The 13879-nt window shown below is 40.0% G+C and carries 11 protein-coding genes; 6 read left to right on the plus strand and 5 right to left on the minus strand.

Annotated features, from left to right (window positions below):
* Positions 1 to 28 precede the first annotated feature (28 nt).
* Positions 29 to 1012 carry a Bug family tripartite tricarboxylate transporter substrate binding protein gene (locus tag AOC35_RS03640; protein ID WP_108648693.1) on the plus strand — a complete coding sequence of 328 codons (984 nt, stop codon included), beginning with the start codon at positions 29 to 31 and terminating at the stop codon, positions 1010 to 1012.
* On the opposite strand, the gene AOC35_RS03645 is transcribed toward AOC35_RS03640, so the two are convergent.
* A complete protein-coding gene (locus AOC35_RS03645) occupies positions 1009 to 1938 on the minus strand; it encodes a hypothetical protein (RefSeq protein WP_108648694.1) in 930 nt (309 codons plus the stop codon). The genes AOC35_RS03640 and AOC35_RS03645 overlap by 4 nt on opposite strands.
* 304 nt (positions 1939 to 2242) lie before the next feature.
* On the opposite strand from AOC35_RS03645, the gene AOC35_RS03650 reads away from it, so the two are divergent.
* Entirely contained in the window at positions 2243 to 3844 is a 1602-nt protein-coding gene (locus tag AOC35_RS03650; protein ID WP_108648695.1) for a GAF and HD-GYP domain-containing protein, read from the plus strand.
* A gap of 121 nt (positions 3845 to 3965) precedes the next feature.
* Positions 3966 to 5513: a UxaA family hydrolase gene (locus AOC35_RS03655; RefSeq protein ID WP_108645820.1), complete on the plus strand. Its 1548-nt coding sequence runs from the start codon at positions 3966 to 3968 to the stop codon at positions 5511 to 5513.
* A 90-nt stretch (positions 5514 to 5603) separates the two neighbouring features.
* On the opposite strand, the gene AOC35_RS03660 is transcribed toward AOC35_RS03655, so the two are convergent.
* The 3 genes from AOC35_RS03660 to AOC35_RS03670 all read right to left on the minus strand — a co-directional run bounded on the left by AOC35_RS03660 (position 5604) and on the right by AOC35_RS03670 (position 8703).
* Positions 5604 to 6404 carry an enoyl-CoA hydratase gene (locus tag AOC35_RS03660; RefSeq protein WP_108645821.1) on the minus strand — a complete coding sequence of 267 codons (801 nt, stop codon included), beginning with the start codon at positions 6402 to 6404 and terminating at the stop codon, positions 5604 to 5606.
* 3 nt (positions 6405 to 6407) lie between these two features.
* Positions 6408 to 7601, minus strand: a complete 1194-nt coding sequence (locus AOC35_RS03665) for a CaiB/BaiF CoA transferase family protein (protein WP_108645822.1) — start codon at positions 7599 to 7601, stop codon at positions 6408 to 6410.
* Positions 7602 to 7719: 118 nt separating this feature from the next.
* A complete protein-coding gene (locus tag AOC35_RS03670) occupies positions 7720 to 8703 on the minus strand; it encodes a Bug family tripartite tricarboxylate transporter substrate binding protein (protein WP_108645823.1) in 984 nt (327 codons plus the stop codon).
* A gap of 132 nt (positions 8704 to 8835) precedes the next feature.
* On the opposite strand from AOC35_RS03670, the gene AOC35_RS03675 reads away from it, so the two are divergent.
* From AOC35_RS03675 to AOC35_RS03685, 3 genes are all read left to right on the plus strand, one after another.
* On the plus strand, positions 8836 to 9831 hold the full coding sequence (locus tag AOC35_RS03675; RefSeq protein ID WP_108645824.1) for a Bug family tripartite tricarboxylate transporter substrate binding protein: 996 nt from the start codon (positions 8836 to 8838) through the stop codon (positions 9829 to 9831).
* Positions 9832 to 9850: 19 nt separating this feature from the next.
* Positions 9851 to 10735 carry an isocitrate lyase/PEP mutase family protein gene (locus AOC35_RS03680; RefSeq protein WP_108648696.1) on the plus strand — a complete coding sequence of 295 codons (885 nt, stop codon included), beginning with the start codon at positions 9851 to 9853 and terminating at the stop codon, positions 10733 to 10735.
* A gap of 69 nt (positions 10736 to 10804) precedes the next feature.
* Positions 10805 to 11791, plus strand: coding sequence for a Bug family tripartite tricarboxylate transporter substrate binding protein (locus AOC35_RS03685; RefSeq protein ID WP_108645825.1), 987 nt, complete (start codon positions 10805 to 10807; stop codon positions 11789 to 11791).
* A 67-nt stretch (positions 11792 to 11858) separates the two neighbouring features.
* Here AOC35_RS03685 and htpG read toward each other — a convergent pair whose 3' ends face one another.
* Positions 11859 to 13760 carry a molecular chaperone HtpG gene (gene htpG / locus AOC35_RS03690; RefSeq protein WP_108645826.1) on the minus strand — a complete coding sequence of 634 codons (1902 nt, stop codon included), beginning with the start codon at positions 13758 to 13760 and terminating at the stop codon, positions 11859 to 11861.
* Positions 13761 to 13879 lie beyond the last annotated feature (119 nt).

Raw genomic sequence — 13879 nt, forward strand, 5'->3', positions numbered from 1 at the left:
GAGATTTCAATTAAATCGTTTAAGCACCATGATAAAAAATATCTTCCAGAAATTAATCCCCATTTTAATGCTGACATACGCTGCGACTGGATTGAGCCAAAATACATATCCTAATAAACCCATTCGCTTATTAGTGCCCTATACGCCAGGTGGATCGACAGATATTTTTGCAAGAATGTTGGGTAATAAACTAACCGAAATTTACAAGCAACCCGTCATTATTGAAAACAAGCCAGGTGCTAGTGGTCAAATTGCGATGGACGTAATGCTCAAAGCTCCTGCCGATGGCTACACGATTTATTTGGGGAATATCGGTAATTTAGCGGTGAACGTGCCTTTGTTTAAAAACTTATCTTATGACCCACGTAAAGATATTGCCCCAATTTCTAAAATAGCTCAAGTTACTAACGTGCTTGTTGTGAACTCGAAAATTCCTGTTAAAACAGTTGCGGAATTAATTCAATATGCCAAAGCACGTCCCGGTAAGTTATCGTATAGTTCCGGCGGAAACGGGAGTGCTGCGCATATTGCGATGGAATACTTTAAATTACAAACCGGGATTGATGTAATTCATATCCCTTATAAAGGAACCTCACCCGCTGTAACGGATGTCATTGGTGGGCAGGTGGATATGATCATGACAGGATCCCCTCCATTAATGCCCTTTATAGAGGCTGAAAAAGTAAATCCAATTGCGGTCTCTAGTAGCAAACGAATTGACTCTTTACCTAAATTACCAACAATTGCTGAGTCTGGCATTCCAGAATTGAAGGGCTTTGAAGCAACCCAGTGGTATGGTGTCGTGGCAAAAGCTGGAACTCCCAAAGAGATTATTGCTATTTTAAATAAGGGTGTTCAAGATACTTTTGGACCTGCTGCAGCGCGAGAGGAAGTAAAAAAATCGGGAGCAAATGTCGAGTTAGATTCGCCAGAAGAGTTTGCTAATTTTATTCGATCAGAGATTGATCGATGGAGTAAGGTGGTTAAGGCTGCAGGAATTACCCCCAGCTAAAAGCTAGCTGCAAAACCCAGTGACCAGCCTTGGACATTTTCACCAAATACGTAACGTAACATCATTCTTGCGCGAGTAAAAAATATCGCTTTTTGTTCGATATCCAGTTCAAGTCCAGCCCCCAAAGAAGTCAGAAAGTTAAAACCAAGAGCGCCGCGCATATCACCAAGAAATTCGTTATGTGAAAATTCTGTAACGGATCTGAAGGGCATCCCCCACACCTGATAGCCCAAAGGAACTCTGCGTCTAGCCCATAGACTAATTGATTGGGCGTCTAAATTACCCATGACCACGGCATTACTATTAAAACTCGTTAAGTTAATATTGGTGTAACGCAGTTCGATATCAATCTCTTCTTCAGGACGATAGTCTTCATAATCCAACATGATAGAGCCGCCTAAGCCATAAGAATTGAGCCTACCACCATCTAGAAAATCAAAATCTTTCCCTAATTTATATTGAATCAGTCTAGATAAAATGGATAAGTCGCTTTCTACGTGTCCTAGAGAAAGGTTGGCCATTGGTCTAAACTTCAGCTTATCCATCAGTTGGAAATCCCAGCCAATCCCACCAGTGCCTGAAATACTATTCCACTTAACAGGAATCAGCTGAGCAACACCTCCTGCACTATTCACAAAGGATGGATCGTATCGATTCAAGGCTAGCGTGCCTTCAACATATAAAGGAAAACTAGGAGAAAGAGTGCCGCCTCCCCCGAGGGAAGTCATTTGTAAATTAGGGTTTTGAGTTTTTGTGTCTGAAATCGAAATGGAGCCCGTGGTCACATCAGGGGTCAATGTCAAGCCATTTACCGTTAAAAAAGCATTTGCTTTATTTTTTAAGTATGCATCTAATATTGAATTGGTTTGAGCAAAGCTCTCATTGCCAATGATCAATAAAATGAAAATTACAACAATTTGACGCATAATAAAATAATAAATTCTTTTGAGGTAGTGTTCTAAAACAATCACTGTAGTGATTGGTTTAAAAGAAATTTTTTTGAATGTTCAATTTTAATGAATTTTTATGACACTAATTATCTAAATTGGGGATACTTTTCATATAATATTGAAATAGAACCCCTTTTTTCCGATAAGGACCTTAGGAAAATATAATTTTAATGAGTTATTGCGCTTTAATTCTTGCGGCTAATAACTTCATATTTCATCATTTAACAAGCAAGCAGAAATGTTTGCTGAAACCCAGCTACAAATTCAACAGGACCCATGCATGAGCTCAGTGAATAATTTTGTTACTAACTTCCATAAATTAGTTCATGTGGGTATTGCCCTATCGAGTCAAAAAAATCTTGAAAACTTGTTAGAAGAAATTTTAATATCAGCTATTGATATTACCAATTGTGATAGCGGTACTCTTTATCTAATGACTCAGGCTAACGAGTTGCAATGTGAGATTCTTGTTGTTAAAAGTTTGAATATTAAAGAAGGTGGTTCCTCAGGTAAAACAATTGAAATACCCAACAAACCCCTCTATCACAGGGATGGCTCACCTAATTTTTTTATTGAGGCAACCCAGGCTGTTCATGAAAACAGAACGATTAATGTTCCAAATGCTTACAAGGAGCTTCACTTTGACATGGTTTCTCCAAGTCAAGCTGATGAATTAAGAGGGTATAAATCAACTTCTTTTCTAACAACTCCAATGCAGGATCATGAAGGTGAGATTATTGGCGTCCTACAATTAATTAATGCCAAGGATCCAGAAACGAATCAAATTATCCCTTTTACATCCGAAGATGAGGAAGTACTTGAAGCCTTAGCTTCACAAGCAGCTATTGCATTTAGTAATCGCTTATTAATTTTTCGTTTAGAAAATTTATTCAAAGAATTTATTGATTTAATTAATGGTGCGATTGATGATAAGTCACCCTATACAGGCGCACATTGTCGTCGCGTTCCCGAATTAACGAGCATGATTGCAGATGCGGTAAATAATAATGATAAAGGTCCCTTAAAAGATTTCAAAATGACCGATGCCGATCGTTATGAGTTACATATTGCTGGCCTCATTCATGATTGCGGTAAAGTTTCCACACCAGTACATATTGTAGATAAAGCAACCAAGCTGGAAAAAATTTATGATCGAATCGGTGTCTTAGAATTACGTTTAGAAATTATTCGACGGGATTTAGAGATAGCATTTTTAAAAGGAAAATGTTCTGAAGAGGATTGGAAAAAAATGGAGCATCAATTAATTGATGATATTCAATTTTTGAAAGAGAGTAATGTTGGTTCAGAGTGGATGAGTGATCTCTCGATTCGTCGTATCAATCAGATTGCTAAATCCCATCAATGGCAAGATTATCTCAACAACTCTCATGATTTTATTACAGCAGAAGAAGTGGAAAATTTATCAATCCGTTCCGGAACATTAAATGTTCTAGATCGAAAAATCATCAATCATCACATTGAGGTAACGATTGATATGCTAGAAAACTTAACTTGGCCGAAACATTTACAACGCGTTCCTGAATACGCGGGAGGACATCATGAAAGAATGGATGGCAGAGGTTACCCCAAAGGACTAACGCGCGATGAAATGTCAGTTCAAGCAAGATGTATGGCGATTGCCGATGTCTTTGAAGCATTAACAGCATCTGACCGACCTTATAAAAAAGGTAAAAAGTTAAGTGAGGCTTTGATGATTCTGGGGAAAATGAAACTAGATAAACACCTTGATCCAGATATTTTTAATGTATTTGTTTGGGAAAAAGTCTATGAGCAATATGCCAAGAAATTTTTAAAAGTAGAGCAAATTGATTTCATTGATGTGTCCCAAATTCCTGGTTACGAAGCCCCACCTCTAGAGTAATTAGGAGTTTGCCTATATCGTTTTGTTCTCTGCCTGAATTTAAAACACTACAGCCGTTGTGGGTAAAATAGCTTAATAGCATTTTCAGATAAATTAAAAAAGATTAAAGAGATAAATCAACATGATTGAAACATCCCAAAAAAAATTAAGTGGTTCCATTATTCGCTTGCACCCTAACGATAATATTGTTGTTGCAAGAGTTGATATGACGATTGGCACTGATGTTCCCAGTGAAAATATGGTCTGTAAAAGCCAGGTACCTGCCGGTTATAAGATAGCTTCCAGAAAAATTCTCAAGGGTGAGCCAATTCTTAAGTATGCAGTTACTGTTGGTTTTGCAAATACGGATATTGAACCCGGTTATATGGTTCATAGTCATAACACGGAGTTTCGTGAGTTTGATCGTGACTATGCCCACGCAAGCGAATTTAAACCCGTCGAAATGATTCCAGAAAATGAAAGGGCCACTTTTCAAGGATATGTGCGCGCTAATGGTCGTGTCGGCACTCGAAATTTTATTGGTATTCTCTCAACAGTTAATTGCTCGGCAACGGTCGTGAATAAGATTGCTGATTGGTTTACTCCAGAGCGCCTCAAAGACTTCCCAAATGTGGACGGCGTAGTTGCCTTTAGTCATTCGATTGGTTGCGGTATGGAAATGACGGGTGAGCCAATGCAGTTATTGCGTCGAACGATGGCGGGTTATGCTACCCATCCCAACTTGGCTGCTGCCCTGATTATTGGATTAGGTTGTGAGCGTAATCAATTAAAAGGCTTAATGGAGCAGGAAAATCTGACTGAGGGCTCCAACCTCCATACCTTTATTATGCAAGAGTCTGGCGGAACGACTAAAACCATTCAAGCGGGGATTGAAGCAGTCAAAGCACTGTTAGCAAAAGCCAATGATGTCAAACGCGAAACGGTAAGTGCCGCTCATTTAACGGTAGGACTGCAGTGTGGTGGCTCAGATGGATTTTCTTCCATTACTGCGAATCCGGCACTTGGAGCGGCGATTGATATCCTCGCACGTCATGGTGGCACTGGTATTTTGTCAGAAACACCAGAAATTTATGGTGTAGAACATACCTTAACCCGTAGAGCGGCAAGCCGTGAAATCGGTGAAAAATTAATTGAAAGAATTCGTTGGTGGAAAGACGAGTATTCAGTTGGACGAGATGTGCAAATTAATGGACAGGTAAGCCCAGGTAATCAAGTCGGAGGTTTAGCTAATATTTTTGAAAAGTCACTCGGTTCTTCCATGAAGGGCGGTACAGGACCTCTAATGGCAGTTTATAAATATGCTGAGCCGGTAACAGCTAAGGGTTTTGTATTTATGGATACACCTGGCTTTGATCCGGTTTCAGCTACAGGACAAATTGCTGGTGGTGCTAATTTAGTAGCCTTTACAACGGGTCGTGGATCAATGTTTGGCTCCAAACCAGCACCATGTATCAAGCTTGCGACCAACTCCCCGATGTATCATCGTTTGACAGATGATATGGATATTAACTGTGGAGAAATTTTAGACGGGACCGCTACTTTACAAGAAATGGGTCAAAAAATCTTCGAACTATTCCTAAAAGTTGCTTCTGGAGAGCAGTCCAAGAGCGAGGTTTTAGGTCTTGGAGATTACGAGTTTGTTCCTTGGCAAATTGGTATCATGAGTTAATTAGAATCTGCTTCGAAAAACGATTCAAAGGCACTAAAGAAAAAGGCTCTTCGTATTGAAACGAAGAGCCTTTTGGATTTTTAGAGCAGATTATTTTCCTTGGAAATTGGGGATCCGTTTTTCCATGAAAGCCTTGCGTCCCTCCTGATAGTCTTCGCTCGCAAAACACGCATCCACCATCGATTTAACGAGTTCAGCATTTTGCTCAGAAGTTGCTTTACGTAGTTCAATCAAGGTTTGTTTAGCCGCAGCAATTGTAATCGGTGCATTAATCGCAACCAACTCAATGTACTGATTAAATTGCTCTTCAAAATCATTGACAGAGATGACTTGTTTAACTAAGCCAATGCGTTGTGCTTCTTGACCATCAAAGATTCGGGCACTAAAAAATAAATCAGCAGTATTGGCCGTCCCTACGATTTCGACAAAACGCTTGAGACCGTCCATTGAATAGCCTAAGCCTAATCTGGCTGCGGGCATTCTGAACTTAGCATTGTCGGCACAAATACGAATATCACAATTGAGGGCTAGTCCTAAACCGCCCCCCATACAAACGCCTTTGATTTTAGCGATGGTAGGTTTTGGGCAGTTGACAACGGCTAAATAGCCAGCATCAGTTGCTTTATTGTATTCAGCTGCAGCGTCCCCTGTACGTTTGGTTGCAAATTGAGAAATATCCGCTCCAGAGATGAATGCTTTTTCCCCAGCACCTGTGATCACAATTAAGCGTACTTCATCATTTTTGACAAATGAGTCAATGATTTTTGGCAGGGCGCACCACATGTCGTAATTAACGGCATTAAATTTTGACTGATTGTTAAAAACAATGTAACCAACTCGGTTTGCAATGTAATGATCTAATACACCAACGTTTATTTGTTCTTCTGACATGTTTTAAATAACCTTTTTCTCTTGAAGTTTTTTAATATCATCTTCGCTATAGCCAAGTGACTTTAGTAATTCTAAATTATCAGCTCCTTTAGCATGTAAAGTAAAACTGATTGCTGCTGGAGTTCTTGATAATTTAACGGGTGTTGCTACTAACTCGATTGGACCGCGATTTGGATCCGTTACCTTGACTGCAACGCCTAAATGCGCAACTTGTGCATCTTCAAATACCTCGTCCATATTATAGATTGGACCGCATGGAATGCTTTTTTCATTCAGTTTGTCAATCCAATAAGTGGTCGTTTGTTTAACAAACTCTTTATTTAGTTCGTTGTTGACAAACTCTCTTCTTGAGGTTCTTCCCTTAAGTGTTTGTAATTCAGGGTCATCTCTTAAATCAGGGCGACTTAATACATCACAGAGGGCGTAGTATTGGCCATTACCTGAGGCTCCTAAGTTAAAGTACCCGTCAGCAGATTGATAAACGCCCATGGGAGTAGAGAAGGGGTGGTCGTTCCCTGCTTGCGGAGGAATATCTTGATCCACTAAGTATCTAGCAGCTTGGAAATCACACAGTCCAATCATTGATTGCAAGAGGTTTGATTGCACCCATTGCCCTTTACCTGATTGCTCGCGTTCAAGCAAGGCGATCAAGATGCCAATTGCGGCGTAATTACCGGCGGTTGAATCAGAAACTGCAATGCCTGCCCGCACAGGACCTTGCCCTGGGATACCGGTAATGGACATTAAGCCACCCATACCTTGCGCAATTTGATCAAAGCCAGCCCGATTTGCGTAGGGACCATCTTGTCCAAAGCCAGAAATACTTCCCATGATGATTCTGGGATTTATTTTAGAAAGCGTTTCGTAATCAATTTTTAACCGATGTTTGACATCCGGTCGAAAGTTCTCCACCACAACATCGGCATCTTTGACGAGTTTGTACAAAATTTCAAGACCTTCAGGCTCTTTAAAATTAAGGGTCAATGAGCGCTTATTACGGTGTAAATTAAGGTTATCGTAGTTGTCTCTTGCACCAATAACGCCTTCATTAGCTTCAACGCCGTCGGGCGATTCAACTTTCAAAACTTCTGCACCAAAATCAGCAAAAAAACGTACGCAGGTAGGGCCAGCCCTCACTCTCGTTAAGTCTAAAATTTTGAGGTGCTTCAGGGCACTAGAGTCAGCAGTTTTAATCATATTTAGTCTCAGAATCGATAGTTGATTAGATCGTTTTGTATTTTCTAAGAGCTATCATAACATTTGGGTTAGGTCAGAAATTGATTCTTAAGGCATCCGAAAAAAAGGGACCTACAGTTTAGTCTTCTGGAGTAAAGCCAATTTCAGCGACAATTTTTTTCCATTTAGCCGAGTCATTTTTTAATTCTTGCGCTAATTCATTGGGAGTGGTTGGATAGGGCGTTAAATAAGAAACTGCTAATCCGTTCACAAAATCTTTGTCATTTAAAACAGCCTGAATTTGAGTGTTTAGTCTTTGAATCGTTTCTTTTGAACTGCCAGCAGGTAAGAAAAATCCATACCATTCAGAAAAGTTGAAGTCTTTAAAACCCTGCTCCTTCAAAGTCGGAATATTCGGCGTAAAAGGGTTGCGCTGACTATCGCTAGTTCCCAGTAGTCGACATTTGCCTGACTTGGTGTACTGCGTAAATTCACCGGTAGGACCAACGACAGCTGCTATTTGACCACTAATCAACTCTAAAATGGCTGGCTGCGTCCCTCTATAGGCTATATGTCGAAGATCAACATCACTTGATTTTCCAATCAAATGGCCTATGAAATGAGGCGATGAGCCAGATGCTGGAGAGCCAAAGTTGGCAAGTTTGGGGTTGGCTTTGCACCAGCTCATAAAATCCGCAATATTTTTTACGCTGTCAGGCACTTGTGGACCTATTGCGAGTGCGTAATCAAATTTAGCTGCGCCACTGACTGCCACGATATCAAGCAAAGAGTCATAAGGTAATTTTTTATAAGTATGGGGATAAATACCTAACATTGACATGGGGGTAAGCAAAATAGTTGACCCATCCGCCACAGCATTCTTTACAAATTGGACGGCGATTTGACCACCTGCGCCAGTCTTGTTTTCGCAAACGACATTGTTTGCATAATGACCATTTAACTTTTCAGAAACTCTTCTGGCCACGATATCAGCTGTGCCGCCTGGGGCAAAACCAACAATAATTTTGGCGTTCTCTGATTTGATGGCTTGGGCTTGCAATGACTGAAAATAAGTCCCCATACTCAAAGTAGCAATTTGCACAAATTGACGACGTGTCAGCATAAGAATTCCCCGTTATTATTTGCTTAAAAGATAACATACTTTGTACAAGAAAAATCCTTTTAAATCCGTCCTTATGCTAAATTAAAGGCATATTAAAATTAATGAAAATATGAATTAGTAAACGGAGACAACGTGAAAAATTGGCAGAAAAACATACTGTTCTTAAAACTGTTAGGCGCTTTACTGTTGTTGGGAAGCATCTCAGGTCACTCTTTTGCGCAATCGAGCGATTACCCCAGTCGAGCTATAAAAATGATTGTCCCGATAGCACCTGGCGGAGGGACTGACATCATTGGGCGTAAAGTTGCTCAGAGATTAGGTGAGATCCTACATCAATCCGCTTTTGTTGAAAATAAGGCTGGTGCAGGATCATTGATTGGTACGGATTTTGTGGCAAAGGCGACACCTGACGGATATACCCTGTTAGTTGGTGGCTTATTCAACATGGTTATGAATAAAGCCTTAATGAAAAATTTGTCCTATGATCCTGCCAAAGATTTTATTCCCGTGGGTTATGTATCTTCTTATCCTTTTGTGTTTACGGTGAGATCTGACTTACCGGTGAAGGATTTTCCAGAGTTTGTCCGTTATGCCAAAGAAAGACCAGGTCAACTGTCTTATGGCTCTGCTGGGATTGGCACTTTACAACACGTTTGGGCGCATGTTCTTACTACTAATTTAGGATTGGACTTAGTCCATGTCCCATTTAAAGGCGCACCGCCAGCTTATCAAGAAATGATGGCCGGCCGTCTAGATGTGATTTTCGATAATATCTCAGCGGTAAAAGCATATGTTCAGTCCGGAAAATTAAAAGGCCTCTCCACATCTGGTGAAAGTCGCTCTGTTTTTTTACCTGAAATACCGACTATTAATGAATCCAATCTGACGAAATTTACTGGGGAGAGTTGGTTTGGTATTTTTGCTCCTGCGGGAACTCCCCCTGCAGTCATTGCTAAATTAAGAGAAGCAATGGCACAAATTAATAAAGACCCAGAGTTTATTTTACAAGTCGAAAAAGACGGTGGTCGAGTATTAAATGTGGCTCAAAATGAACAAGACAAGTTTTTAATTTCACAAATTAATTTATGGGTACCTAGTGTCAACAAAAGCAAATTAAAGCTTGATTAAATACGGATGCATCGAAAAAATGAATAGTAGATTAAAGATTGATCAATTGCGTGAGCAGTTTAAAAAGAGGTTAGCTAAACCTGAAATCATCATAGCCCCTGGAGTGCATGATATGGTTTCTTTACGTTTGGCTGATAGCTTTGGCTTTGAGGCACTCTATATGACTGGATATGGCACTGTTGCATCCTCTTTAGGATTGCCTGATGCCGGCCTTGCTTCCTATACGCAAATGCTCGAGAAGGTACAGATGATGGCGGCAATGGCCAAAACGCCATTGATTGCGGACGGTGACACCGGCTATGGAGGTTTACTCAATATTCAACATACTATTCGTGGCTATGAGAATGCTGGGGTAGTCGCCATTCAGTTGGAAGATCAAGAGTTTCCTAAAAAATGCGGCCATACTCCGAGTCGACGAGTTATTCCAATGAACGATATGGTCAAAAAAATTCAGGTAGCTAGTGATAGTCGCTCTGATGCGAACTTTCTGATTATTGCAAGAACTGATGCGAGAACATCGCTCGGGATTGATGAGGCTTTAAAACGTGGTGAAGCTTATGCAAAAGCAGGGGCTGATATTTTATTTATTGAATCCCCTGAATCGAGAGAAGAAATGCAAATGATTGGTAAACAGTTTGATTTACCAGTAGTTGCTAATATGGTGGATACCGGAAAAACGCCTGTACTTTCTAGAGATGAATTACAAGCAATTGGATACCAGTTAGCTATTTTCCCAGTCACAGCCATGCTGGCTAGTGTCAAGGCAATGCAACAGGTTTATGCTGGATTTAAAGCACAAGGATCTTCAGTGCACATGGCCAATCAGTTATATGAATTTAATGAGTTATCAAAATTGATGGGATTTCAAGAAGTTTGGGATTTTGAAAAAAAGTATGCTGAGTAGTATGAGAGATTTAAAAGAAAGACCTAAAAGAAAGATCTAAAGGAGCGTCATTTGAAAAACAGAAATTTCATGCATCAGTGGATAGTAGGGATATTTACATTTTTTAGTTTTTTATGTTTTGGATTGCAGTCGTCTCATGCCCAGACTTCAAAAAATACCTATCCCAATAAATCAATTCGTTTAATCATTCCCTTCGCACCCGCTGGGGTTACTGATACTAGTGGCAGATATATTGCTGATCAATTATCTAAAAAATTAGGACAGTCTGTGATTGTAGAGAACCGAACTGGTGCCTCCGGAAACATTGGTACAGGCCTTGTCGCTCAGGCCGACCCAGACGGTTACACTTTGGTACTTGGTTTTGATGGAACGCTAGTAATTAACCCTAACGTCTTTGCAAAAATTCCCTTTGACTCAGTAAAAGATTTTGCTCCGGTTGGAAAAATTGGTGATGCAGTATTAATCTTAGTTGCCAATAATAATTTCCCAGGTAAAACCTTAACTGACGTGATTCAGATTTCTAAAAAAGATCCGAATGGTTTATCTTATGGCACTTCTGGAACAGGTGGAACCCCACATATTGCTGGTGAGTTATTCAAGCAAAAGACGGGTGCCAATCTAATCCATATTCCATATAAAGGGGGCGGGCAGGCTTTGATTGATGTGCTTGGCGGCAGTATTCCTTTGGTCTATACCGCTGTTGCGGGTGCTGCGCAATATGTCAATACGAACCGCTTAACGCCCATCGCGGTATCGAGTAAAACGAGAGCTCCGTCCCTACCAAACGTGCCAACTTTTATTGAAAGTGGCGTGCCTAACTTTGAAGTGAGTTCTTGGGTTGGACTACTTGCTCCTGCTGGAACACCTAAACCAATCATTCAAAAACTAAATACCGCACTCAATGAGATATTAAGTTCTAAAGAGGGCCGAGATCGTTTAGAAGAAATGGGTATCGTCGCCACGCCAGAGACTCCAGAGCAATTTGAAGAACAAATTAAAGTAGATCTTGCTAAGTACCGCTCAGTAGTCAAAGCAGCCAATATTAAAGTGGAATAGTACAAACTTGAAGAGCAAAAAAATAGGCCTTTTTTAAAGGCCTATTTTAATTTTTAGTAAAGCTAAATTAAGCTAGTAACATTTGATTAATTCGTTTTACAAAACTAGCAGGGTCTTCAATGTGTCCACCTTCTGCAAGTAAGGCTTGATCAAATAAAATATGCGTCCAATCATCAAAATGATCTTTAGCAGATTCGATTTTTTTGACTAAAGGATGGTCTGGATTAATTTCTAAGATTGGCTTCGTATCCGGCGCTTGTTGGCCTGCAGCTTTTAACATTCTGAGTAAGTTACCTGATAACTCATTTTCATCAGCAATGAGGCAAGCAGGGGAATCAGTTAATCTTAGAGTGATTCGTACATCTTTAGCTTTGTTTTCTAATGTTTTCTTCATTCTTTGTAGAAGATCACTATGTTGCTTTTCCGCTTCAATTTGCTCTTCTTTTTCTTTTTCATCGGCTAAGTTTCCAAGGTCAAGACCACCTTTTGCCACAGAAGTGAGGGACTTTCCGGCAAACTCAGTTAGATAGGAAAGCATCCATTCATCAACGCGGTCAATCAACAACAAAACTTCAATCCCTTTTTTCTTAAAGATTTCTAAATGAGGACTGTTTTTAGCTGCAAGGTAAGATTCAGCCGTTACATAATAAATCTTTTCTTGGCCCTCTTTCATGCGCTCTACATACGCTTTTAAGGACGTAGACTGAACATCAGAGTCATTATGAGTACTTGCAAAACGCAATAAACCCGCAATCTTCTCTAGGTTTTGAGCATCTTCTCCAGTGCCTTCTTTGAGAACTTGGCCAAACTCGTTCCAGAAATCCTGGTATTGGGTACGTTTTGCTTCATCTTCACTATTCGCTAAGTCATCCAACATATTGAGGACACGCTTAGACGAGCTCTCACGGATGAACTTTACATCTCGAGATTCTTGTAAGATTTCACGGGATACATTGAGGGGTAAATCTGCTGAATCAATAACTCCAGCCACAAAGCGCAAGTAGGACGGCATGAGCTGTTCAGAGTCATCCATAATGAAGACCCGTTTGACGTATAACTTTAAACCACTCCTTTTGCTTCTATCCCATAAATCGAAGGGCGCCTTTTTCGGTACAAAAAGGAGTTGAGTGAATTCGCTTCTGCCTTCAACGCGGTTGTGAGAATAGCAAAGAGGTGCCTCGAAATCATGTGAAATGCTTTTGTAGAATTCTTGATATTGTTCTTCAGTAATATCGTTTTTATTTCTAGTCCAAAGAGCACTCGCTTCATTTACGTTTTCAAGTTCAGTTGAAGTAACCTGTTTTTTCTCTTCATCACTCCAATCTTCCTTAAACATTTGAATAGGAATCGAAATATGGTCTGAATATTTACGGATGATGGATTTGATTTTCCAACTAGAGAGGAGTTCCTCTTCTTCCGGTTTTAGGTGCAAGATGATAGTCGTGCCTCTTTTTGCACGGGTGATTGGTTCAATCGTAAATTCACCGTCACCTTGTGACTCCCAACGAACTCCGTCCTCTGCCGAAAGGCCGGCTTTACGTGATTCAACCGTTACTCGGTCAGCAACAATGAAGCCGGAGTAAAAGCCAACGCCAAACTGACCAATTAAGGACGCATCTTTTTGCTGATCGCCAGAAAGTTTGGAAAAGAATTCTTTGGTGCCTGATTTGGCGATGGTACCTAAATTAGCGATTACTTCATCGCGACTCATACCAATACCATTGTCGGTAATCGAGATTGTTTTTGCGACAGGATCTAAAGCAACTTGAATGGCTAATTCGCTATCAGACTCATACAAGCTAGGCTGATTAATCGCTTCAAATCGAAGTTTGTCGGAAGCATCAGACGCATTTGAGATTAGTTCTCGCATAAAAATCTCTTTGTTTGAATACAAAGAGTGAATCATTAATTTGAGTAATTGTTTAATTTCTGCTTGAAAATCAAGTGTTTCTTTATTTGCTACGGTCATTTTTTATCCTGAATAAGAGAAAATAATAAATAATTAAATACTAACAATTTGGATATGAGGCTGAAATTTCAAATTTCAAGAGGTGAACTACAGTAATCTTCAATTTTTTTTCAAGTCCT

The organism is Polynucleobacter rarus, assembly GCF_003072505.1.
Lineage (GTDB): Bacteria > Pseudomonadota > Gammaproteobacteria > Burkholderiales > Burkholderiaceae > Polynucleobacter > Polynucleobacter rarus.

Coding starts and splice junctions, on each gene's coding strand:
- AOC35_RS03650 (WP_108648695.1), top strand. CDS start 2,243: ATGAGCTCAGTGAATAATTTTGTTACTAACTTCCATAAATTAGTTCAT.
- AOC35_RS03655 (WP_108645820.1), top strand. CDS start 3,966: ATGATTGAAACATCCCAAAAAAAATTAAGTGGTTCCATTATTCGCTTG.
- AOC35_RS03685 (WP_108645825.1), top strand. CDS start 10,805: ATGCATCAGTGGATAGTAGGGATATTTACATTTTTTAGTTTTTTATGT.
- AOC35_RS03670 (WP_108645823.1), bottom strand. CDS start 8,703: ATGCTGACACGTCGTCAATTTGTGCAAATTGCTACTTTGAGTATGGGG.
- AOC35_RS03665 (WP_108645822.1), bottom strand. CDS start 7,601: ATGATTAAAACTGCTGACTCTAGTGCCCTGAAGCACCTCAAAATTTTA.
- htpG (WP_108645826.1), bottom strand. CDS start 13,760: ATGACCGTAGCAAATAAAGAAACACTTGATTTTCAAGCAGAAATTAAA.
- AOC35_RS03680 (WP_108648696.1), top strand. CDS start 9,851: ATGAATAGTAGATTAAAGATTGATCAATTGCGTGAGCAGTTTAAAAAG.
- AOC35_RS03645 (WP_108648694.1), bottom strand. CDS start 1,938: ATGCGTCAAATTGTTGTAATTTTCATTTTATTGATCATTGGCAATGAG.
- AOC35_RS03660 (WP_108645821.1), bottom strand. CDS start 6,404: ATGTCAGAAGAACAAATAAACGTTGGTGTATTAGATCATTACATTGCA.
- AOC35_RS03640 (WP_108648693.1), top strand. CDS start 29: ATGATAAAAAATATCTTCCAGAAATTAATCCCCATTTTAATGCTGACA.